Source organism: Actinocorallia aurea (assembly GCF_054783995.1).
Genome location: NZ_BAAGPQ010000026.1, coordinates 1 through 20,211 on the forward strand (window position 1 = coordinate 1; position 20,211 = coordinate 20,211).

Sequence of the window (20,211 nt, forward strand, 5' to 3'; positions counted from 1 at the left end):
TCACACCCCCACACCAAGATCCACCTCAGCCGAACACCAAGATTCACAGGACACGGCCTAGGCCCCGGCGCGGCGGACCATCTCGGCGATCCACGTCGGGGCGTAGGGGGAGGTGCAGTTCGGTGGGGTCGGGTAGTCCTTGAGAACCTCCAGGCGCTCGCCGACGGCGACGGCCCGGGGCCGGAGCCCGGCGTGGCTGATGCCGATCTGGGCCAGGCAGTGGTTCATCGCCCACTGGAGGCGGTCGGGGGCGTCCTTCATGTCCTTCTCGATGGTGTCGAGGAGGCCGGGGAGATCGAGGCCGGCGGGCTTCTTGGCCACCCGTTCGACGGTCAGCGCCCAGCCCGCGCTCGCGACGACCGGATCGGGGTCGGCCAGCCAGGCGAGGCGGAGCCCTTCGGCGTGCGGGCTCTTCTTCACCACGTAGTTGACGAGCCAGTCGTGCACCTTGGGGGTGCGCGCGTCGCGGAGCATGGCGTCCAGGGCGTCGCTCTCGAAGGCCTTCGGCCGGCAGACCAGGATCGCCAGCAGGCGGGCCGCGGAGTCCCGCGTCTCCCACAGCGCGGGCACGAGGTCCTGCCGCGTCCTGAGCCGTTTGGCGACCTCCCGCAGCCGGGTGAGGTTCACCCCGTGGTCGTCGCCGTGGCGCTCGTTCACCGCCTGGATCTTCGGGTCGTGCAGCGCGGCGAGCTCGGCCGCCAGCTCGGCGACCTGCCCGTCCAGCGTCGGATCGGCCATCGGGCCTCCTTCCGTCGTCGGAGGCCAGCCTACGAGCACCGTCCGACACTCTGGCCGGCACTCTGACCGCGGCGCCCGCCCGGCCGGGGCCCGGCTCCTCGCGGCCGCGAGCGCGGCGCGCTCAGGCGGTGGCCGCGAGCTCGGGCGAGCCCCCGGCGAGGGCCGCGTAGGGGCCGCCGGCGGCGATCAGCTCCGCGTGGGCGCCCCGGTCGGCGACCCGCCCGTGATCGAGGACGATGATCTGGTCGGCGTCGCGGATGGTGGACAGGCGGTGCGCGATGGTGATGGTGGTCCTGCCCTCGGACAGGGCGTCGAGGGCGTGCTGGACCTCACGTTCCGTGGTGTTGTCGAGGGCGCTGGTGGCCTCGTCGAGGACGAGGATCGGAGGGTCGCGCAGGAGGGTGCGGGCGATGGCCAGGCGCTGCTTCTCGCCGCCGGAGAAGCGGTAGCCGCGCTCGCCGACGAGGGTCGCGTAGCCCTGGGGCAGCGACATGATGTGGTCGTGGATGCGGGCGGCGCGGGCCGCCTTCTCCAGTTCGGCGTCGGTCGCGTCGGGCTTGGCGAAGCGGAGGTTGTCGGCGATGGAGGAGTGGAAGAGGTAGGTCTCCTGGGAGACGACGCCGACGGCGGCGGCGAGGGTCTCGGCGGACAGGTCGCGGACGTCGACGCCGTCGATCGTCACCGCGCCAGAACCGGCGTCGTAGAGGCGGGGGATCAGGTAGCCGAGGGTGGTCTTGCCGGAGCCGGTGTGGCCGACGACGGCGAGGCTCGTGCCGGCCGGGACGGTGACCGTCACGTCGTCGAGGGCCTTGCGGTCGGGCCCGTAGGAGAAGCCGACATGGTCGAGGCGGACCTCCCCGCGCACCTCGGGCAGCGGGACGGGCCGCGCCGGCTCGGCGACGTCGGGCCGCAGGTCCAGGTACTCGAAGATGCGGTGGAACAGGGCGGTGGACGTCTGGAGGTCCACACCCGTGGAGAGCAGCATGTTCAGCGGGCGGTAGAGGTTGCCCTGGAGGGTGGTGAAGGCGACGAGCGTGCCTATCGTCACCAGCGGGCTGCCCTGCGCGGAGGCGAGGCCGGCGACCCAGTAGATGATCGCGGGCATCGTGGCCATGACGAGCTGGATGTTGGAGATGCGCCAGCGGCCCGCCGTCTCCGAGCGGATCTCCAGATCGGCGAGCTTCTCGGACTCGGCGGCGAACTCCTCGGTGAGCGAGGCCGAGCGGCCCATGGTGCGGCCGAGCAGGATGCCGCTGACCGACAGCGACTCCTCGACCATCGCCGACATGTGCGCGAGCTGCTTCTGCCGCCGCACGGTGAACTTCTTGCGCTGCCCGCCGACCTGCTTGGTGACCAGCATGAACACCGGCAGCATCACCAGGGACACCAGGGTGAGCCGCCAGTCGAGGGCGATCATGGCGACGAGCGCGGCGAGGACGGCGGTCAGGTTCGACACGAGCTGGGTCGCGGTCGAGGTGACCGTCGACTGCATGCCGCCGATGTCGTTGGAGATGCGGGACTGCACCTCGCCGGTGCGGGTCCGTGTGAAGAACGCGAGCGACATGTGCTGCATGTGCCCGTAGACGGCGGTGCGCAGGTCGTGCATGACCCGCTGCCCGACCTTGGTCGACAGGTAGGCCTGCACGACGGAGAACACGTTGGTGACGACCGCGATGGCGACCATGCCGAGCGCGAGCAGGCTCAGCAGCCCGACCCTGCCCTGCGGCAGCGCGGTGTCGACGATCTCGCGCAGCAGGAACGCCGACGCCACGGAGACCAGGGCGGAGAACGCCACGAACAGGGCGATGACGAGCAGGGGCCTGCGGTAGGGCGTGAACAGGCGCAGGATCCGGGGGATGTCGGCCTTCTGGCCGGGCCCGCGCGCGGGTTCTCGGTGGGGCTTTGAGGTGGTCTGGAGCTTCTGATCGGGGTGCGGGAAGGTCATCGTCGCCTCCTTAGTGAGCTTGTCTCTTAATGAGTCTACCTCACAGTTTTCGAACTGAACAATGAGGTAGACTCCGACCATGGACTCCGCCCAGTTGGCCGATCTCCTGATGCAGGCGGCGCGCCGCATCAGGCACGGGGAGAAGCAGGCGATGGCACCCCTCGGGCTCACCCCCGCGCAGGCCAGGGCGCTGCGCGTCGTCCTCAACTCGCCCGAGCCACCGCGCATGGCCGTCGTGGCCGAGTCGCTGCGGATCGTCCCCCGCTCGGTCACCAGCGTGATCGACGCCCTGGAGCAGGAGGGGCTCGTCACCCGGGTCCCCGATCCGGCCAACCGACGCGCCACCCTGCTGCACCCCACGGCCAAGGCCCTCGGCGTCGGCGCCCGCATGCGCGAGGCCCGCCGCGCCACCGCCGAGTCCCTCTTCGCGGCCCTCACCGACGCCCAGCGCACCGAACTCGGCGCCCTCCTCACCGCCCTCACCGGCGACCGCTGAGCGCCCCGCCCGCACCCGCCGCACGCACCCGCGCTGGGCAAGGCCGCGCGGGACGCGGCGGCGGCCGGAGCGTGGGTCAGGTGGCGGCGCGGGAGCCGACCGCCAGGAGGTGGGCGACGTCTTCGAGGGCGCGGAGCGTGTCGTTCAGGTGGGTGCAGGTGGACGGGCCGGTGAAGGCGGTCCGGACGTGGTCGCGCAGGCTGGCCAGCGGGAGTCCCGCGAGGCGGCGGGCGCTGGCGACGGCGGCGGGGCACTCCATCCAGGGCAGGACGCGCGGCGTCGCCTCGCAGGCCGTCAGGACGCCTCCGGAGCCCGAGGGGTCCGCAGCGCACGAGGCTTCCAGGGTGTACTCGTGGATGACGGTCTCGACGCCGTCGGGGCGCGTGTAGGAGTCGCGGAAGACCGCCTGGATCTCCCCGGTCGACGGGTCGACGTCGATCCTGCGGGCGCGCCGCATCCCCGTCGGCGGGAGCGGGTCGAGGACGTGCCAGCCGTCCGGGTCGGCCGGGTCGGTGAGCGCGGGCGCCTCGGGGCCCACGACGATCGGGGGCATGCCGGTCCGCTCGACGTTCCCCATGAGGGTGCTTCCTGCGGCGAATCCGGCGCACAGGTCGACGGGGAAGGCCGCCGCGGCCCGGTCGGGCGGCAGCGACAACTCGGGAAGGGTGACGACGACGGCGTGCCCGGACACCAGCGACGTGACGGGGAAGTCGTCGAGGATGAGGTACAGGAGGCCGTGCTCGGCACGGAGTGCCGGGTCGGCGGCGTCCAGCCGGTTGCGGAACCCGGACCCGATCGTGTCGCCGAGGAGCGCGGCGAGGCCGGGCCGCTCCGGCGAGGTCGACAGGGACAGCAGCCGTCGACCCGCCGCGTAGTCCACCACGGCCTCGGTCTCGGCGGCGGCCACGACCACGGCCCTCCCGTCCGGGCCGGTGACGATGTCCCGGCCTCTTCCGCGCAGCACGAGAGGGCCGCCCGGCCCGTCCGGGCGGAGCATGTCGGTGGTCGCGGTGCGCCGCACCGAGCCGGGGCGCCGGGCGGGGCTGCCCGCCGACGGCGCGTGGATCCCGTGCCGGGGGTGCGGGACGAGGGGCACGGCCATCGACATGAGGGGCTCCAGGGGTGGGGGCTCCCATGCTCGGCAGCGGGACGCGGAGGTGTCAAGACCGCGCCGTCCGGCCGACGCCCCGCCGCGCGTCAGAGGTCGAGGGGGTGCTCGCGGTTCACCTGGGCGAAGTCGGGCCGCCGCTTCTCCCGGTGCGAGGCGAGCCCCTCGCCGACCTCGTGCCCGCTGAAGCCGAGGAACTCCAGGCCGAGCGAGGTCTCGAAGATGGGCGACGCGACCCGGTACCAGTGGTTGAGCGACCGCTTGGTCCAGCTCAGCGCCGCCGCAGGTCCCGCCGCGAGCGAGGTCGCGACGCGCAGCGCCTCGTCCTGCACCTGGTCGTCGTCGACGACCTTGGAGACCAGGCCGATCCGCTCGGCCTCCTCGCCGGTGAGCGTCTCGCACGTCAGGAGGTAGTACTTGGCCTTGGCCATCCCGCACAGCAGCGGCCAGCAGATCGCGGCGTGGTCGCCGGCCGCGACGCCCAGGCGCGTGTGCCCGTCGACGATCTTCGCCGAGCGCGCGGCGATAGAGATGTCGGCGAGCATCCCGATGACCAGACCCGCCCCGACGGCAGGGCCGTGCAGGGCCGAGACGACGGGCTTGGCGCAGTTGATGACGCCGTAGACCATGTCCCTGGCCTCGCGCATGACCCGGGCGCGCGCCGTGTAGTCCTCGGCGAGGCTCTCGATGAGGTCGAACGTGCCGCCCGCCGAGAACGCCTTGCCCGCGCCGCGCACGAGCACCACGCGGGTCTCCTCGTCGCGGTCGATGACGTGCCAGATGTCGGCGAGTTCGCGGTGCGCCTTCGGGTCGACGGCGTTGAGGTTGGGCGCGTCGAACGTGATGCGCAGGACGCCGTCGGCGGGACGGTCGAACCGCAGGCTGGTGAAGGCCGCGTAGGTGTCGGTCACCGGCATTCCTCTCTCCGGGGTGGACGGGGACAGCAGCGATCTTCGCCCATCCCGCTCGGCCCCCGGCGCCCGCCCCGCCCCTTACGGTCAGGGCGCGGCGCGATGGGCGCGGGCGCGGGCGCGGAGGACCGCGACGACGCCCGCGAAGTCCAGGCCGTCGACCGGGGGGTCGCCGTCGCGGATGCCGGAGAGGGTGCGCGGGCCGTGAGAGCGACGGGTGAGCGCGACGACGCGGGTGCGCTGCCCGGCCACCACGACGTCCGTGACCTCGTCCCACGGGATGAAGAGCTCGGCGGCGAACGGGCGCTTGTCGCGCACGCCGTCGACGCCGACGACGGTGCGGGCGCCGAGCGTCACCACGACGAGGAAGCCGATGCCGACGGCGCAGAAGAGCGCCAGGAAGAGCAGCTCGCCGGACTCCAGGCGCACCGCGGCGGCGCCCGCGGCCGCCCCGAGCACCGCGAAGGCGGCGATCAGGGGCAGCGTCGGCCGCCAGCTCAGCCGCCTCTCCAGGAGAGGCGGCCCGCCGGGCGACGCGCCGGGTGCGTGCTCATCGGCCATGGGGGTCTCCTCAGGGGTTGCGCCAGGAGGCCTTCATGTAGGTGCGGGACCTGGCCACGAGGTCGGGGTGCTTCTTGGCCAGGTTCTTCTTCTCGCCCGGGTCGGCGGTGAGGTCGTAGAGCTCGATCTTCCACCTCGCGTCGGGCGTCGTGTACCCGGCGCCGGGGGCGAAGCCGACGGCCTTCCACTTGCCGAACCGGACGGCCGCCGCGGCGTTCCGGCCGAACTTGCCGTCCTCCTTGCGCTGCGACGGCGTGGAACCCGCGTACAGCCGCGACCAGTACAGGTACTGGTGCTTCGGCACCGCGCCCTTCCCGACGAGGACGGGGAGCAGGGACAGGCCGTCGGTGTCGGCCGGGGCCTCCGCCCCGACGAAGGCGGCGAAGGTGGCCATCAGGTCGTAGTGGACCGTCGGGTGGGCGGTCTTCTTGCCCTTGGTCTTGGCCATGATCTTGGGGGAGCGCACGATGAAGGGGACGCGGATGCCGCCCTCGTAGAGGTTGCGCTTGTAGCCGCGGAACTTCCCGTTGGCGTCGAAGAAGTTCGGGCGGACGCCGTTCTCCTCGTGCGGGCCGTTGTCGCCGGTGAAGATGACGACGGTGTCATCGTCGAGGCCGCCCGCGCGCAGCCCGTCGAGGATCCTGCCGACGTACCCGTCGAGGTGGGTGATCTGGGCGGCGTGCACCTTGTCGGGCCGCCGCCAGGTCTTCTTGCTCGCGTACCTGCCGAGCGACGGCGGGCCGACCGACGGGGCGTGCGGCAGCGGCAGGGTGAGCATGAGGAGGAAGGGCTCGTCCTTGGACTCCTTGAGGAAGGCCATCGCCCTCTTCATGATCGCCTCCGGCCCGTAGGTGGGCCCGGAGTCGCCCTTGTTCCCTTCCAGGTACTCGTACTTCATGCCGTCCATGAGCCGCGTCGGGTAGTAGCTCTTGGCGGCGAAGTGCGTGAGGTAGCCGTAGAAGTCGGTGAACCCGTGCGCGAAAGGGTGGGACGGGTTCGGCATCTGTCCGCCGAAGCCCCACTTGCCGAACAGGCCGGTCCGGTAGCCGGCGTTCTGGAGCAGCGTCGCGATGGTCGGGATGCCGTCGGGCAGCGGCAGGTCGCCGTCGTCCGGCGGGTTGCGGCGGACGGGGGAGTGACCGCCGTGCAGGCCGGTCAGCAGCGACGCGCGGGCGGGCGCGCAGACGGGCGCGGCGGCGTAGGCGTCGGTGAACCTGAGGCCTTCGCGGGCCATCTTGTCGATCCGCGGCGTCGCGATCTTCGTCTGGCCCTGGACGCCGATCTGCCCCCACCCGAAGTCGTCGGCGATGATCACGACGAAGTTCGGCTTGGCGGGGGCCCGGTAGGCGGTCTCGTCGTTCGCGGAGCCGCTCGTGGTGAGGGGCGCCGCGGCCGGGAGGACCGCTGCCGTCGTCAGGACGCCCGAGCCGAGCAGGAATCTGCGGCGTCCGAGGCTGCGCTCAGCCATGGGCGGGGGGTGGGGACGACTGTCGATGCGAGGTCACGTGGCTCCGCGGCGTCGTGTCCCGGCCGCGCGGACGCCGTCGCGCCGGTCTCGACTGAAGATCTTGGGGGATGGACGTCTCGGACCATAGCAGTCATAAGCCGAACGAGCCGACTTGTTGGCTTGTCCGGTCGGAGAGGGATTCTAGATCGTTATTTCTCACTTCCCCTCAGCGGACGAACGCGGTGGTGCTCTCGTGCGGGTCGGCCCCGGCCTGCACGGTTCCGTCGGGCAGGGTCCGGACGATCCCGACGCCGTCCAGCTCCCTGTCCCAGCGGGCGAGCCTCCGGACCGTGTAGCCGCGGGCCTCCAGCGCCTCGTGGAGCGCGTCGTAGAGCGGGGCCTCCAACTCGACCGTGCGCGGCTCGGTGGCGTGCGGGGTGATCCTGGGGCGCTTGCCGGGGGCCAGCGCGTTGGGGCTCGCCGGGTCCCCCTCGGCGAACGTCATCGTGCCCTGCTCGGCGAGGAGCGCGGTCAGGACGTCGGGGGAGGCGGGCAGGAGCTGCGCCCAGATGTCCATCTCCGGGACGGAGTCCCGGCCTTTCGCGCGGAACCGCTCCAGGGGGCGGGGGGTACCGGGGCGGCCCGAACATTACGGCACCCCGGTAGAAACCGGCAGAAATATGGCCTTAATTCGACCGTGTCGTCTGGGACGATCGCCGTGGTCCGGGAAGCAGCGGAACCGTTGCGCAGGAAGGGGAATAGCGCGCGCAGGCCGGAGACTTCTCCTGGATATGAACGCCACTCCGTTCGACCCGCGCGCGCTGCTCGCCGAAAGCAGGCTCGGCGTCCTGGCGACCCTCAAGCGGGACGGACTCCCGCAGCTCTCGCCCGTCATGCCCTTCTACGACCGGGACGCCGGAATCCTCTACGTCTCGATGACCGAGGGCAGGGCCAAGACGGCGAACCTGCGCCGCGACCCGAGGGCCGCGCTGGAGGTCACCGGGCCCGACGGAAGCTCCTGGGCGACCGCCGAAGGCACGGTGACCCTCACCGGCCCCGGCGCCGACCCGGACGGCCCCGAGGTCGAGGCTCTGGTCCGGTACTACCGGGCCGCCGCAGGGGAGCACCCGGACTGGGCCGAGTACCGCGCCGCGATGGTCGCCGACCGCAGGGTGCTGATGACGATGGCCGTCGAGCACGTCTACGGCGCCTCCCTGCGCTGACCCCGCTGACCGACCCCGCTGACCGACCCGCTGCCTTCACGGCGGCATCCCCCTGCCCGACGGGCACGGCGGTCTCACCGCCGGGCCCCGGCGCGCCCTCCGCGGAGCCCGTCAAGATGGAACCTGCCGGGGTCGCGCGGAGCCGTCACCAGCGGGAGAGGGCTCGGCGGGCGATTCTGTCACCGGGGTCCGATAGGTTTCGGGATTCGTGCGAAGCCGAGAGGCAGCCCCCTCCGCGAGTCTCTTCCGGAGGGCGGGGACACTTGGCACAAGCGCGTTCACCGGGGCTGGGATCCGCGGCAGGGGTTTGTCCCGCGGCGGACGAAAGGCGAACACCGCACACGCCTGCGAAGGCGTCGGGGGGTGTCCGGTCGACGAGTCCTTTTCGCATGTCGCACATCGATCAAGATAGGAAGATAGTTGAGTTCCTCAGCCCCCCCAGAGGCGAGCGCCGCCTCTGTAGGCAAGTCGAACGAGGCGGCCGGCCTCGACCGCGGCGTGCTCGCCGTGGCCGCCGTCGTGGTCCTCGGCGCGATCATGTCGATCCTCGACGTGACCGTCGTGAACGTCGCCATCCGCGACCTGTCCGTGGAGTTCAACGCTCCGCTGTCGCAGATCCAGTGGATCGCGACCGGCTACACCCTCGCGCTCGCCACCGTGATCCCCGTCACGGGATGGGCGGCGAGCCGCTTCGGGACCAAGCGCCTCTACATGGTCTCGATCGGCCTGTTCGTCATCGGCTCGGGCCTCGCCGGCATGGCGTGGTCGGCCGAGTCGCTCATCGCGTTCCGCGTCCTGCAGGGACTCGGCGGCGGCATGATCATGCCCGCCGGTATGACGATCCTCACCCAGAAGGCCGGCCCGCAGCGCGTCGGGCAGGTCATGAGCGTCGTCGGCATCCCGATGCTGCTCGGCCCCATCTCCGGCCCGATCCTCGGCGGCTGGCTCGTCGACGACGTCTCCTGGCGCTGGATCTTCTACATCAACGTGCCGATCGGCGCGCTCGCCCTGTTCCTCTCCTGGCGCATCCTCGACAAGGACTCGCCGCAGCCCGGTGAGAAGCTCGACCTCCTCGGCCTGCTCCTGCTGTCGCCCGGCCTCGCCTCGCTCATCTACGGGCTGGCGACGGGCGCCGAGCAGGGTGCGTTCGACTCCGCCAAGGTCATCGGGTTCACCGCGGTCGGCGCGGTCCTCGTCGTCGGCTTCGTGCTGCGCGCGCTGCGCGCCGAGGTGCCGCTCATCGACCTGCGGCTCTTCGCGCGCCGCTCGGTCGCGACGGCCTCGGGCACGATGGTGCTGTTCAACCTCGCGTTCTTCGGCGCGATGCTCCTGATGCCGCTCTTCTACCAGGTGGTGCGGGGCGAGAGCGCCTTCCACACCGGCCTCCTGCTCATCCCGCAGGGCATCGGCGCGATGATCACGATGCCGATCGGCGGCAAGCTCGTCGACAAGATCGGCCCCGGCCGGATCGTCCTGGGCGGCCTCGCCCTGGTCATCGCGGGCCTCGCCGGGTTCGCCGGCCAGGTCGGCGCCGACACGTCGGGCTTCGCGCTGGGCGGGGCGCTGTTCGTCATGGGTCTCGGCATGGGCCTCACCATGATGCCGACGATGTCCGCGGCGATGCAGACGCTGGAGCACGACGAGGTCCCGCGCGCCAGCACGGGCCTGAACATCATCCAGCAGGTCGCCGGGTCGATCGGCACCGCGTTCATGTCGGTGCTGCTCACCACCCAGATCCAGGACCGCCTGGGCGACACCGGCGAGGGCGGCGGCCTCGGCGCGGCAGCCAGCCTGCCGCCCGAGGCGGCCGCCATGGTCCTGCCGAAGATCGCCGACGCCTTCGGCGCGACCTTCTGGTGGGCCACCGGCCTCATCGTCCTGGCCTTCATCCCGGCGCTGCTCCTCCCGCGCCACAAGCCCGAGGCGTCCGTCAACGTCATGCCGATGCACTGACGGCCCCCACCGGCTCGCGAAGGGGTCCCCGCTACGGCGGCGGACCCCTTCGGCGTTCCCGGGGCCGGCCTCGGCGAAGGTCGCCGAAGCGCAGCGGCCCCTTCGCCAGGCGCGGGGCGGCCGGGCCGCCTCTGGCTTACTTCGTAAAGGCGGTGGGCCGGGACGTGGGCAAGGGTCCACGGCTTCGAGCCCGGCGGCGGGCATAGGACCAGGCCGCTTCGGCGGCGGCGACGCGCGGGCGGGCGGTCACGCTTCGGCTGGCCTGGTCGTGCCGTAGCCCGTGGCCAGGGCGGCTTCGATGACGGCGAGCTGCTGGGCCTCGGTGAGGGCGCGGGGGGCGCCCAGCGCGCGGGCGCGGGTGTAGAGGTCGGCGGCCCATTCGAGGAGGAGGGCGTTCTCGACGGCCTTGGGGAGGTCGGCGCCGGTCGCGACGGTGCCGTGGTTGGCCAGGATCGCCGCCTGCTTGCCGGTGAGAGCGGCGCGGACGGCGTCGGCGAGCTCCCGGGTGCCGAACACCGCGAAGGGCGCGACCCGGACGGATCCCCCGATCGTGAGCTGCTGGTAGTGCACGCAAGGCAGCTCGTCGAGGACCAGCGACAGAGCTGTCGCGGCGAGCGAATGGGTGTGCACGACGGCCCCGCCGCGCTCGCGCAGCACGTCGAGGTGCAGACCGACCTCGCTGGTGGGGGCGAGGTCGCCCGCGACGTGGCCGCCGTCGAGATCCAGGACGGTGACCTGCTCCGGCGTGGCGTCGGCGAGGACGACCCCGGTGGCGGTGACCGCGACCTCCTGCCCGCTCGGCCCGGCGAACCGGAGGCTGACGTTCCCTGCCGTGCCGATGAGCAGGCCTTCCCCGGCCAGCCTGCGGCTCGCGGCGGCGACGGCCTCCCGGGCGCGTGCGCGTGCGTCTGCGGTCATGGCGGGAAGCGTAGGACCTCGATCGAACCCGACTCAAACCCTGGTCCCCGGCACGGGCCCGGTCAGGGCGGTGCGGGTGAGAGGTGAGGGGAACCTGGCGTTCGGGTGATATTGCCGGACTGGCATGTCGGGCATTTCGGTGGATGCTGAGAATTTCTCGTTCGTCCCGCTCGTTTCCCCCTGCTCATGTCTCCCCAGGGGAGGCCGTTGGAGACGCCATGCAGACGCTCCCGTCGTATCCGTTCCCGACCGGCCACCGCCTCGACCCGCCGCCCGCCGCGACGCGGGCGCGGGAGGGCGGCGCGCCCCTACGGGTGCGGCCGACGTTCGGGGACGCCGCGTGGCTCGTCACCGGATACGAGGACGCCCGCTTCGTGCTGAGCAGCCCGGTCTTCGGACGGGACCGAACGCGGGTCGGCATCGCCGTCGACGCCGTCGCGGGCGTCGTCCCGATGGACTTCTCCGAGGGGACGTTCCTGGCCGCGGACCCGCCGGACCACACGCGACTGCGCAGGTTCGTGTACCGGACGTTCACGCCCCGCCGCGTCGAGGACCTCCGCGCGGGCACCCGGCGGATCGCCGAACGCCTCGTCGAGGCGATGATCGACGCGGGGCCGCCCGCCGACCTCGTCACGGGGTTCGGGCTCGACCTGCCCGGCGAGGTGATCGGCGACCTCCTCGGCGTCCCGGCGGAGGACCGGTCCCGGTTCGTCGTCTGGCTGGAGGCGCTGGTCGGGGGGAGCGGCGGCACCGTCGAGGAGTCGATCGCGCTCACCGGGGAGCTGAACGCCTATCTGAGCGGCCTGGCCGCCCGCCGCGTCGCCGAGCCGACCGACGACCTCATCGGCGCGCTCGTCCGCGAGCGGGTCGAGGGCGACCGCCTCACCGGCGCGGAGGTCGACGGCCTGCTGCGCGCCCTGCTCGGCGCCGGCCACGAGACGACGGCCGCGCAGATCCCCAACTTCGTGTTCCTCCTGCTGCGCGGCGACTACGCGCGGCTCACGGCCGAGCCCGCGCTGATCCCGCACGCCGTGGAGGAGCTGCTCCGGTGCGTCCCGCTGATCGCGCAGGGGTCGCTGACCCGGTTCGTGCTGGAGGACGTCGAGGTCGGCGGGGTCCTGCTGCGCGGGGGCGAGCAGGTCCTCGTCGACCTCGCCGCCGCCAACCGTGACGCCGCGGCCTTCCCCGACGCTGAGATCTTGGACGTCTCCCGCGAGACGAACCCGCATCTCGCGTTCGGCCACGGCCTGCACCGCTGCGTCGGCGCGGCCCTGGCCCGTATGGAGCTCCAGGTGGCGCTGGAGACCCTCACCGCGCGGCTTCCCGGCCTCCGCCTCGCCGTTCCGCCCGACGACGTCCACTTCGCCCCCACCCGCTTCATCCGCAGGCCCGACCACCTCCCAGTGACTTGGTGACATCTTGACGACGCTCCCCCCGTACCCGTTCGCGAACGACCACCGCCTCGACCCGCCCGCCGCGACGAGCGAGGCGAGGGAGGGCGGCGCGCCCGTCCTGGTGCGGCTTCCCTTCGGCGCGCCCGCGTGGCTCGTCACCACCTACGAGGACGCCCGCCTCGTGCTCGGCAGCCCGGCGTTCGGGCGGGACCGCGAGCGGGCCGGTGTCCCGTTCGGCGGCGTCGCCGGGGTCCTGCCGATCGACCCCACCGAGGGCACCCTCCTGGCCGCGGACCCGCCGGACCACACCCGGCTCCGCAAGTTCGTCTTCCGGACGTTCACCCCGCGCCGTGTCGAGGACCTCAGGCCGGGCACGCGCAAGACCGCCGACGCCCTCGTCGAGGAGATGATCGAGAAGGGCCCGCCGACCGATCTCGTCACGGGGTTCGGGCTCGACCTGCCCGTCCAGGTGATCTGCGAGCTGCTCGGCGTCCCGGCCACGGACCGGCCCCGCTTCGGCGCGTGGCTGGCGGCCCTCGCGTCGGGCAGCGGGCTGACGATCGAGCAGGCGATGGCGGCCATCGGCGAGATGAACGCCTACCTGGGCGGCCTCGCCGCCGAGCGGGTGGACGCGCCGACCGACGACCTCATCGGCGCGCTCGTCCGCGAGCGGATCGAAGGCGACGGCCTCACCGGCGACGAGGTGATCAACCTGGTGCGGGCGCTGCTCGGGGCGGGCCACGAGTCGACGGCCGCGCAGATCCCCAACTTCGTCTACCTGCTGCTGCGCAGCGGCTCCTACGCGCGGCTGGTGGACGAGCCGGCGCTCATCCCGGGCGCGGTCGAGGAACTGCTGCGCTACGTGCCGCTGAGCGCCCAAGGCTCCTTCACGCGCTTCGTCCTGGAAGATACGGAAGTGGGCGGTGTGCTGCTCCGCAAGGGCGAGCAGGTCCTGGTCGAGATCGGCGCCGCCGACCGCGACCCCGCCGTCTTCCCCGACCCGGAGACCCTCGACGTCGCGCGCGAGACCAATCCGCACCTCGCGTTCGGCCACGGCCTGCACCGCTGCCTGGGCGCGGCCCTCGCCCGCATGGAACTCCAGGTAGCCCTCGAAGCCCTGACCGCCCGCCTGCCCGGCCTCCGCCTGGCCGTCCCCGCCGAGGACATCGGCTTCGACCCCGTCCGCCTGATCCGCCGCCCCGACGCCCTCCCCGTCACCTGGTGACCCCTGCCTAGGCCGGGACCACTCCCTTGAGCGCGTTCAGGACCTCGGCGTGGAACCGGTCGACCGCGGTGTCGACGCTCCGGATGAATCCGGCCTCCTCCGGGCCGCGCCTGGTGCCCATGCCCGTGGTGAGGCTGAGCCGGAACGCGCTGATCTCGCCGTCCCCGGGCGTGAGGAGCAGCCCGGGTTCGGCGTGCAGGTTCCGCAGCAGCTCGCACCGGGCCGCTGCCGCGGCCCGGTGCGCAGGTCCGCTTCGACCAGCAGCGGTCCTGGCACCCCCGGAATCTTGACCTCGGCCCCCATCCGCCCGGCCCCGACGAGCCCGGCGACGGTCCTGGTCCCTGGCACCCGGCGTTGTCCTGTTCGAGGTAGTACAGGAGTTCGCCCAGCAGCCACGCGTGGACCTCGTTCGCGGCCCCTTCGTGATGGCACAGGACACGGGCCTCGTGCGCGACCTCGGCCCACGATAGGTGCTGGAGCGCGACCTTGCGGGTCTTGCGCTTCGCCACGGCCACCGGGCGCACGCCGTCCAGCGCGAGGTCGTTCGAGAGCGTGATGACGCTCTCGTAGCCGTTGCGGGACGCGACGTCCAGGTAGGCCTCGACCTGGTCCTGCCTCAGCGGGTTGCCGCCCGTGTTGGTCTCGATGAGCGCGGTCCAGATCCGGCCCGCGCGCGACACCCGCACGATCCCGTCCGGACGCACGGTCGTCTCGCCGTGCTTGAACTGCGCCTCGGCGAACGTGGAGCAGTCCCGCGGGGGCGCCGAAGCGCGCGGTGAGGCGGCGGCCGAACTCGGGGACCTGCGCCAACCGACAGGAGCGTCGAGGTCGCCCTGACCTCCCTTTCCTGGTCGTTGCGCAGGCCGTCGACGGAGAACAGGCGGGCCTGCCTCCAGTGCGGGTGGTCGGCGAGGTCGGTCTTGGCGGGGCTCAGCGTGCACTTCTTCGAGGGCCGGCGCCCCGTCCGCACCGGCCGTTCCGCCGCGGGCGGGGCCTCGTCGGCGGGGGCGGCCTGAGGGGGCGCCTCGTGCCCGGCGGGCGCACCGTCGGCCTGGTCGGCGGGCTCGTCGCTCTGGACGGCGATGCCGAAGTCCGCGGCGAGGCCCGCCAGCCCCGAGGCGTAGCCCTGGCCGACGGCACGGAACTTCCACAGCGCGTCCCGCCGAAAGCGCTCGCCGAACATAGCGTCAGCCGCGGTCGAGGGCCGCGGCGATTTCGGCGGCGATGGGGCCCGCGTCGCCGGCGCCGTTGAGGGTCGAAGGGCCCTCCACGAAGACGGCGAAGGCGTGGCGGGGCTCGTCGAGCGGGGCGAAGCCCACGAACCAGGCGCCGCCTCGGGTGGCGGTGAGTTCGGTGGTGCCCGTCTTGCCGGCGATGTCGCGGCCGCTCAACGCCTTGGCGGTGCCCGTGGTGACGACCTCGCGCATCATGTCGCGGAGGTCGGCTGCGGTGTCGGAGTCGATGGGCTCGCCGTAGACCTCGGGTTCTGCCGCGTGGACGGTGCCGGTGTCCTCGGGCTCGCCGTCGTCGCCGGCGACCCGGCCCACGGCCTTCTCGACGAGGTAGGGCTTCATCATCGTGCCGTCGCCCGCGATGGCCGCGGCGACCATCGCCATCTGGAGGGCGGTCGTCTTGGTCTCGCCCTGGCCGAAGGAGCCGCGGAGGATCTCGTCGCGGTGCGCGGCGTCGTGCGGGTACTGCGAGGCGGGCGCGGCGAGGTCCTGCTCGATCGGGATGTCCCGGTAGAAGCCGAACTTCTCGGCCTGGGCGCGGACCGCCTCGTTGCCGAGCAGGCCGTCGTCGGCGCCGAGGAGCGCGTAGGTCGTGTTGCAGGATTCGGCGAAGGTCCCGATCAGCGGGGAGCCGTTCCGGACGCCGCAGATGCCGTTGTCGTGGCTGTTCCTGATCGGTCGGCCTCCGGTCGGGACCTGCGGAGGGGCGGGCACGATGGTGTCCTTGTCGTTGCCGTCCCTGGCGAGGAACGCGGCCGAGACGACCGCCTTGAAGGACGAGCCGGGCGGGAACAGTTCGCGGAGGGCCTTGTTCACCTTCGGCTGGCCCTTCACTCCGTCCAGTTCGCCCAGCTTCTTCTGGTCGTCGCCGGGGTTCCTGATGTCGGCGACGGTGTTCGGGTCGAACGACGGGAAGCTCGCGGCGACCTTGATCGCCCCGGTCTCCACGTCGAGGAAGACCGCGGCGGCGCGCGACGGCGTCGGAGTGAACGAGGAGAGCGCCCGGTAGGCCTTGAGCTGGGCCTTGGCGTCGATCGTCGTGTGGAGGCTGCCGCCGAGAGGCTCCTCGCCCGTGAGCAGCCGCATCCAGGAACCGACGTTCTGGCGCCGGTCGGTGCCGTCGAGGAGGGAGTCGAAGGCGACCTCCAGGCCCGTCCGTTCCAGGGTGCCCGCGTAATAGCCGGTGACGGGCAGGAACGCCGCGCCGTTCTCGGTGTACCGGCGCTGGTACTTGGTCTTGGGGTCGCCCGGGCTGAGCGCCTCGGACCAGGCCAGCCTGACCCCGTCGGCGGAGACGATGTCCCCGCGCGCCCGCAGCGCGACGCCCTGGAGCGAGCGGTTGTTCAGGTCGTGCGTCCGCAGGTCCTCGGCCTGCCCGGCCTGGATCCAGGTGGTGTGGACGGCGAGGGCTCCGATCAGCGCCAGCCCCGCCACCGCGACCCGCTTCAGTTGACCGTCCATGCCGTCCGCGCCCAAGACCCGCCCCCTCCAAGATCGAGATCTTGCGCTCCATCTTGGAGGGGAGGGCTTGGATGTGGGTGGGAATTGCGAAATATCGCGAAATGGAACGCGGCGTCAGCGGGCCGGGTCGGCGGACAGCCAGGACGGGAGGAGGCGGGCCATCCAGGCGACGAGATGGTCCCGGTCGACGTCCGGATCGGCGATCCACCGCATCGTGACCCGGATGATCCCGGCCGCCATGAACTCCGTCGTCAACCGCAGATCGGCCTCCGACAGCCCGGGCAGCTCCGCCAGGACCGTCGGACGCGACAGCCGGGCCACCTCGGCGACGAGACGGTCCTGGATGGCGGGCTGCGAGCCGAGCGCGACGGTGTACCGGACGAGGTCGCGCGCGTCCCACAGGGCGTCGACGATCGCGCGCAGCCCCAGCGCGGTGATCTCCGTGCGGGGGAGCGCCTGAAGGGTGCGCCGTTCGGCGTCGGCCGACGACGCTCCGGCGAAGAGTTCGGCGATCACCGAGGCGGCGAGGTCCTCGACCGTCGCGAAGTGCGTGTAGAAGGTGCTGCGGGCGATCCCCGCGCGCCTGCAGATCTGGACGACCGACACGTCGGCGGCGCCGTCGGCCGCCGCCTCCCGGAAGGCGAGGGAGAGCCGCCGCCGGGTCTCGACGGCCCGGGTGTCCGCGGTGGCCGCGAGGGATTCTCGGCGGGTCGCCTGCGGCTCCTGGGGTTTGCGGCCTGGCTTCATGCGCCGAGTCTCTCAGGCGGGCGGAGGCGCGGTGAGCGGAGGCGGGCAGAGCGTGCAATCCCCCACCCGCCTCGCGGAAAGGCTACTCCGCGACGATGGACACTGTCTATTATCGTCCGCCGAAGCCGCCGCGACCGGAGAGATCCGGCTCAGCGGTCGGCGGCGAGGCGTCCCACGAGGTGGTGCCAGGAGGCTTCGAGCCGTGGGAGCGGAACGCGCTGGCGGGTGGTGAGGAACTCGACCAGGGCCGTGTCGAGCGAGGCCAGGAGGGTGCGGGCGAGAAGGTGCGGATCGCCGGAGACGCCGGCCTCGCGCAGCAGCATCGCCAGATGGCTCGCGCGCAGGTTGTTCGCCGGGACGCCGTACTGGCGGACGGGGTCGGTGCGCGAGGCGAGGATCAGGTCGCGGCGGCCGCTCTCGTGGCGCAGGGCGGCGGGCCCGAACGCGTGCAGGCGGTCGAGGGCGGGGGCGCCGGGGCCGAGCGGCGGCGGGCCCGTCAGGAAGGCGGCCTGGAACTTCTCCTCGTGGTGGCTGAGGAGTTCGATCAGGAGGCCGGCGCGGTCGCCGAACCGGCGGAAGACGGTGCCCTTGCCCACGCCCGCCGCCGCGGCCACCGACTCCATGGTGAGATGTGCCACACCGTGCTCCACCAGGAGCCGGGAGGCGGCCTCCAGCAGCCGGAGGCGGTTGCGCTCGGCGTCCGCACGCAGGGGGGACGGCTCGCCGAAGAGCGGGAGGAGCGCCCCTTCGGCGCGGATCGAAGAGGGGTTCCCCGGGGCGATGTGGTCGGTCACACTCCTAGAGTAGCCGCGGCGGAATGAAAATGGACCCGGGTCCGTTTAAGCTCTGAGACGTCCAAGTGGACTGCGGTCCGCTTGCCTCACTGACCCTTTCCCTGAAGGAGAACGTATGTCCGTCCGGATCCTCGCCCTCGTCGGCAGCCTTCGCGCCGGTTCGCACAACCGCCAGCTCGCCGAGGCCGCTGTGAAGCACGCCCCCGAGGGCGTGGAGATCGAGCTTTACGAGGGCCTCGGCAGCGTGCCCTTCTACAACGAGGACATCGACGTGGCGGGCTCCCTCCCGGTCGAGGCGGCGGCGCTGCGCGAGGCCGCGGGCCGCGCCGACGCGTTCCTGCTGTTCTCGCCCGAGTACAACGGCACCATCCCGGCCGTGCTGAAGAACGCCATCGACTGGCTGTCCCGCCCGTTCGGCGAGGGCGCGTTCGGCGGCAAGCCGACCGCCGTCGTCGGCACCGCGTACGGCCAGTACGGCGGCGTCTGGGCCCAGGACGAGACCCGCAAGGCCGTCGGCATCGCCGGCGCCAACGTGCTCGGAGACGTCAAGCTCTCCATCCCCGGCTCCATCGTGCGCTTCGCCGAGACCCACCCGGCCGACGACGCCGAGGTCGTCGAGAAGCTCTCCGAGGTCCTCGGCCAGGTCGCCGCCTCCGCCCAGCCCGTCGCCTGACGACGAGACCAAGGGACAAGACCTCCCGTCGCACACATCAAAAGCCGGACGCCCGCCTCGGGCGTCCGGCTTTTCCCATGCCCACGTGAACGGGCTCGCTCCGGGTCTCGTCGCCGAGACGAAGGCCCCGCAGCCCGGGGATCTGTCGATTCATCCCCTGTACCGATGCGCTGCCCTGCCGACCGCCTAACGGAATTTGGCTCGGCGGGGAGCAGGCGGAGCCGTGCCGTCGTCTGGAAGCCCGGCTCAGGCGGTCGGAGGGCGCCAGCCGAAGATGGAGTCCGCCTGGCGCAGGGAGGCGCTGCGCAGGGCGAAGTCGCGGACGGCGACGGCGGCGGGCCTGCGCAGGGCGGTGAGGCGGCCGATGAGGGCTGACGTGCGGACGATGCGGGAGGTACGGGGGAGTCGTTCGGCGGTGTAGGCGGTGAGGCCGCCACCGCGCGCGGCGGCGTGCGCGAGGACGACGGCGTCCTCGATGGCCTGGCAGGCCCCCTGGCCGAGATTCGGGGTCATCGGATGGGCCGCGTCGCCGAGCAGCGCGACCTTCCCGTGGTGCATGGCGGGCAGGGGGCGGACCATCGTGCGGACGTCGTTGCGCAGGACCGCCGCGGGGTCGACCGCGGCGAGCGGGACCGCCACGTCCGCGTGCCAGCCGCCGAACAGGGCGGTCAGAGCGGCCTTCTCGTCGGGGGCCCGCTCGCCTTCCGGGGCGGGGGCCGTCGCGTAGCAGTACACCTGGTCGCCCGCGACGGGCATCACGCCGAAGACGAGGCCGCGGCCCCACGTCTCGCCGAACGGCACCGACAGGCCGGGCGCGCGGGCGAGCATCCGCCAGGCCGTCAGGCCCGTGTACGCCGGCTCCGGGTGCTCGGGGAACAGCGCGCGGCGCACCCGCGACCCGATGCCGTCCGCGGCGACGACCAGGTCGCCGCGCTCGGCACCGCGCGTGGTCGTGACCTCCCCGCCGACGGCGTCGACGGCCGTCACCTCGGTGTCCAGGCTCAGTTCCCCGCCGCCGAGCAGGGACGCCAGCACCTCCACCACCGCGGACCGCAGCAGCACGACCGTCGGCTGGCCGAACCTCGCCTGCGCGGCCTCGGCGCTGTTGCGGTTCAGGTACCTCCCGTCAGGGCGGCGGATGCCTCCGTCGCCCTGGATACGCGAGAGGGAGCGCACCGCCTCGCCGACGCCGAGCGTGTCCAGCGCCCGCAGCGCGTTCGGCGCGATCGCGAGGCCGGAGCCGACCTCGCGCAGCTCCGCGGCCCGTTCGACGACCCGGACCGACCATCCCGCCTTCTTGAAAGCCGCGGCGGCCGCCAGCCCGCCGATCCCGCCGCCGATCACGATCACCCTGGGCATGAAAACCTCCTTGCCCCGATCCTCAT

Annotated in this window: 18 protein-coding genes and 1 pseudogene; 6 read left to right on the top strand and 13 right to left on the bottom strand. The window is 72.6% G+C overall.

Annotated features, from left to right (window positions below):
- Window positions 1-57: 57 nt before the first annotated feature.
- Both ACYVOM_RS28770 and ACYVOM_RS28775 read right to left on the bottom strand, forming a co-directional pair.
- Window positions 58-738 (bottom strand): DNA alkylation repair protein, encoded by a 681-nt coding sequence (locus ACYVOM_RS28770; protein ID WP_460306663.1) that lies wholly within the window; start codon window positions 736-738, stop codon window positions 58-60.
- Window positions 739-859: 121 nt separating this feature from the next.
- On the bottom strand, window positions 860-2,683 hold the full coding sequence (locus ACYVOM_RS28775) for an ABC transporter ATP-binding protein (protein WP_460306664.1): 1,824 nt from the start codon (window positions 2,681-2,683) through the stop codon (window positions 860-862).
- Window positions 2,684-2,762: 79 nt separating this feature from the next.
- Between ACYVOM_RS28775 and ACYVOM_RS28780 the strand changes: the two genes are divergently transcribed.
- Window positions 2,763-3,179, top strand: coding sequence for a MarR family winged helix-turn-helix transcriptional regulator (locus tag ACYVOM_RS28780; protein WP_460306665.1), 417 nt, complete (start codon window positions 2,763-2,765; stop codon window positions 3,177-3,179).
- A gap of 76 nt (window positions 3,180-3,255) precedes the next feature.
- Here ACYVOM_RS28780 and ACYVOM_RS28785 read toward each other — a convergent pair whose 3' ends face one another.
- The 5 genes from ACYVOM_RS28785 to ACYVOM_RS28805 form a co-directional block, all read right to left on the bottom strand.
- Window positions 3,256-4,287 (bottom strand): DUF2889 domain-containing protein, encoded by a 1,032-nt coding sequence (locus ACYVOM_RS28785; RefSeq protein WP_460306666.1) that lies wholly within the window; start codon window positions 4,285-4,287, stop codon window positions 3,256-3,258.
- A gap of 89 nt (window positions 4,288-4,376) precedes the next feature.
- A complete protein-coding gene (locus ACYVOM_RS28790) occupies window positions 4,377-5,198 on the bottom strand; it encodes an enoyl-CoA hydratase/isomerase family protein (RefSeq protein ID WP_460306667.1) in 822 nt (273 codons plus the stop codon).
- An 87-nt stretch (window positions 5,199-5,285) separates the two neighbouring features.
- Complete coding sequence (locus ACYVOM_RS28795; protein ID WP_460306668.1) at window positions 5,286-5,759, bottom strand: hypothetical protein; 474 nt, start codon at window positions 5,757-5,759, stop codon at window positions 5,286-5,288.
- Window positions 5,760-5,769: 10 nt separating this feature from the next.
- Complete coding sequence (locus ACYVOM_RS28800) at window positions 5,770-7,227, bottom strand: arylsulfatase (protein ID WP_460306669.1); 1,458 nt, start codon at window positions 7,225-7,227, stop codon at window positions 5,770-5,772.
- A gap of 205 nt (window positions 7,228-7,432) precedes the next feature.
- Window positions 7,433-7,783 carry a hypothetical protein gene (locus tag ACYVOM_RS28805; protein ID WP_460306670.1) on the bottom strand — a complete coding sequence of 117 codons (351 nt, stop codon included), beginning with the start codon at window positions 7,781-7,783 and terminating at the stop codon, window positions 7,433-7,435.
- 214 nt (window positions 7,784-7,997) lie between these two features.
- Here ACYVOM_RS28805 and ACYVOM_RS28810 point away from each other — a divergent pair, with 214 nt between their 5' ends.
- Window positions 7,998-8,429: a PPOX class F420-dependent oxidoreductase gene (locus ACYVOM_RS28810; RefSeq protein WP_460306671.1), complete on the top strand. Its 432-nt coding sequence runs from the start codon at window positions 7,998-8,000 to the stop codon at window positions 8,427-8,429.
- A 420-nt stretch (window positions 8,430-8,849) separates the two neighbouring features.
- On the top strand, window positions 8,850-10,382 hold the full coding sequence (locus ACYVOM_RS28815; RefSeq protein ID WP_460306672.1) for a DHA2 family efflux MFS transporter permease subunit: 1,533 nt from the start codon (window positions 8,850-8,852) through the stop codon (window positions 10,380-10,382).
- A gap of 246 nt (window positions 10,383-10,628) precedes the next feature.
- On the opposite strand, the gene ACYVOM_RS28820 is transcribed toward ACYVOM_RS28815, so the two are convergent.
- The gene (locus tag ACYVOM_RS28820; protein WP_460306673.1) at window positions 10,629-11,300 is read right to left on the bottom strand and encodes a class II aldolase/adducin family protein; all 672 of its coding nucleotides are present in this window, start codon (window positions 11,298-11,300) and stop codon (window positions 10,629-10,631) included.
- 218 nt (window positions 11,301-11,518) lie between these two features.
- On the opposite strand from ACYVOM_RS28820, the gene ACYVOM_RS28825 reads away from it, so the two are divergent.
- Window positions 11,519-12,715: a cytochrome P450 gene (locus tag ACYVOM_RS28825; RefSeq protein WP_460306674.1), complete on the top strand. Its 1,197-nt coding sequence runs from the start codon at window positions 11,519-11,521 to the stop codon at window positions 12,713-12,715.
- A gap of 4 nt (window positions 12,716-12,719) precedes the next feature.
- Window positions 12,720-13,919: a cytochrome P450 gene (locus ACYVOM_RS28830; RefSeq protein ID WP_460306675.1), complete on the top strand. Its 1,200-nt coding sequence runs from the start codon at window positions 12,720-12,722 to the stop codon at window positions 13,917-13,919.
- A gap of 1,075 nt (window positions 13,920-14,994) precedes the next feature.
- Here ACYVOM_RS28830 and ACYVOM_RS28835 read toward each other — a convergent pair.
- The 4 genes and pseudogenes from ACYVOM_RS28835 to ACYVOM_RS28850 form a co-directional block, all read right to left on the bottom strand.
- Window positions 14,995-15,102 (bottom strand): annotated as a pseudogene (locus tag ACYVOM_RS28835) (TerD family protein); the annotation flags it as partial.
- A 4-nt stretch (window positions 15,103-15,106) separates the two neighbouring features.
- The gene (locus ACYVOM_RS28840; protein WP_460306676.1) at window positions 15,107-16,612 is read right to left on the bottom strand and encodes a penicillin-binding transpeptidase domain-containing protein; all 1,506 of its coding nucleotides are present in this window, start codon (window positions 16,610-16,612) and stop codon (window positions 15,107-15,109) included.
- A gap of 114 nt (window positions 16,613-16,726) precedes the next feature.
- Window positions 16,727-17,359 (bottom strand): TetR/AcrR family transcriptional regulator, encoded by a 633-nt coding sequence (locus ACYVOM_RS28845; protein WP_460306677.1) that lies wholly within the window; start codon window positions 17,357-17,359, stop codon window positions 16,727-16,729.
- 149 nt (window positions 17,360-17,508) lie between these two features.
- Window positions 17,509-18,153: a TetR/AcrR family transcriptional regulator gene (locus tag ACYVOM_RS28850; RefSeq protein WP_460306678.1), complete on the bottom strand. Its 645-nt coding sequence runs from the start codon at window positions 18,151-18,153 to the stop codon at window positions 17,509-17,511.
- Between the two features lie 115 nt (window positions 18,154-18,268).
- Here ACYVOM_RS28850 and ACYVOM_RS28855 point away from each other — a divergent pair, with 115 nt between their 5' ends.
- On the top strand, window positions 18,269-18,826 hold the full coding sequence (locus ACYVOM_RS28855) for an NAD(P)H-dependent oxidoreductase (RefSeq protein ID WP_460306679.1): 558 nt from the start codon (window positions 18,269-18,271) through the stop codon (window positions 18,824-18,826).
- Window positions 18,827-19,072: 246 nt separating this feature from the next.
- Here the strand turns inward: ACYVOM_RS28855 and ACYVOM_RS28860 are convergent, their stop codons facing one another.
- Entirely contained in the window at window positions 19,073-20,185 is a 1,113-nt protein-coding gene (locus ACYVOM_RS28860; protein WP_460306680.1) for an FAD-dependent monooxygenase, read from the bottom strand.
- Window positions 20,186-20,211: the final 26 nt, after the last annotated feature.

Coding starts and splice junctions, on each gene's coding strand:
- ACYVOM_RS28855 (WP_460306679.1), top strand. CDS start 18,269: ATGTCCGTCCGGATCCTCGCCCTCGTCGGCAGCCTTCGCGCCGGTTCG.
- ACYVOM_RS28795 (WP_460306668.1), bottom strand. CDS start 5,759: ATGGCCGATGAGCACGCACCCGGCGCGTCGCCCGGCGGGCCGCCTCTC.
- ACYVOM_RS28825 (WP_460306674.1), top strand. CDS start 11,519: ATGCAGACGCTCCCGTCGTATCCGTTCCCGACCGGCCACCGCCTCGAC.
- ACYVOM_RS28810 (WP_460306671.1), top strand. CDS start 7,998: ATGAACGCCACTCCGTTCGACCCGCGCGCGCTGCTCGCCGAAAGCAGG.
- ACYVOM_RS28820 (WP_460306673.1), bottom strand. CDS start 11,300: ATGACCGCAGACGCACGCGCACGCGCCCGGGAGGCCGTCGCCGCCGCG.
- ACYVOM_RS28775 (WP_460306664.1), bottom strand. CDS start 2,683: ATGACCTTCCCGCACCCCGATCAGAAGCTCCAGACCACCTCAAAGCCC.
- ACYVOM_RS28840 (WP_460306676.1), bottom strand. CDS start 16,612: ATGGACGGTCAACTGAAGCGGGTCGCGGTGGCGGGGCTGGCGCTGATC.
- ACYVOM_RS28800 (WP_460306669.1), bottom strand. CDS start 7,227: ATGGCTGAGCGCAGCCTCGGACGCCGCAGATTCCTGCTCGGCTCGGGC.
- ACYVOM_RS28845 (WP_460306677.1), bottom strand. CDS start 17,359: ATGAAGCCAGGCCGCAAACCCCAGGAGCCGCAGGCGACCCGCCGAGAA.
- ACYVOM_RS28770 (WP_460306663.1), bottom strand. CDS start 738: ATGGCCGATCCGACGCTGGACGGGCAGGTCGCCGAGCTGGCGGCCGAG.
- ACYVOM_RS28805 (WP_460306670.1), bottom strand. CDS start 7,783: ATGGACATCTGGGCGCAGCTCCTGCCCGCCTCCCCCGACGTCCTGACC.
- ACYVOM_RS28860 (WP_460306680.1), bottom strand. CDS start 20,185: ATGCCCAGGGTGATCGTGATCGGCGGCGGGATCGGCGGGCTGGCGGCC.
- ACYVOM_RS28780 (WP_460306665.1), top strand. CDS start 2,763: ATGGACTCCGCCCAGTTGGCCGATCTCCTGATGCAGGCGGCGCGCCGC.
- ACYVOM_RS28785 (WP_460306666.1), bottom strand. CDS start 4,287: ATGTCGATGGCCGTGCCCCTCGTCCCGCACCCCCGGCACGGGATCCAC.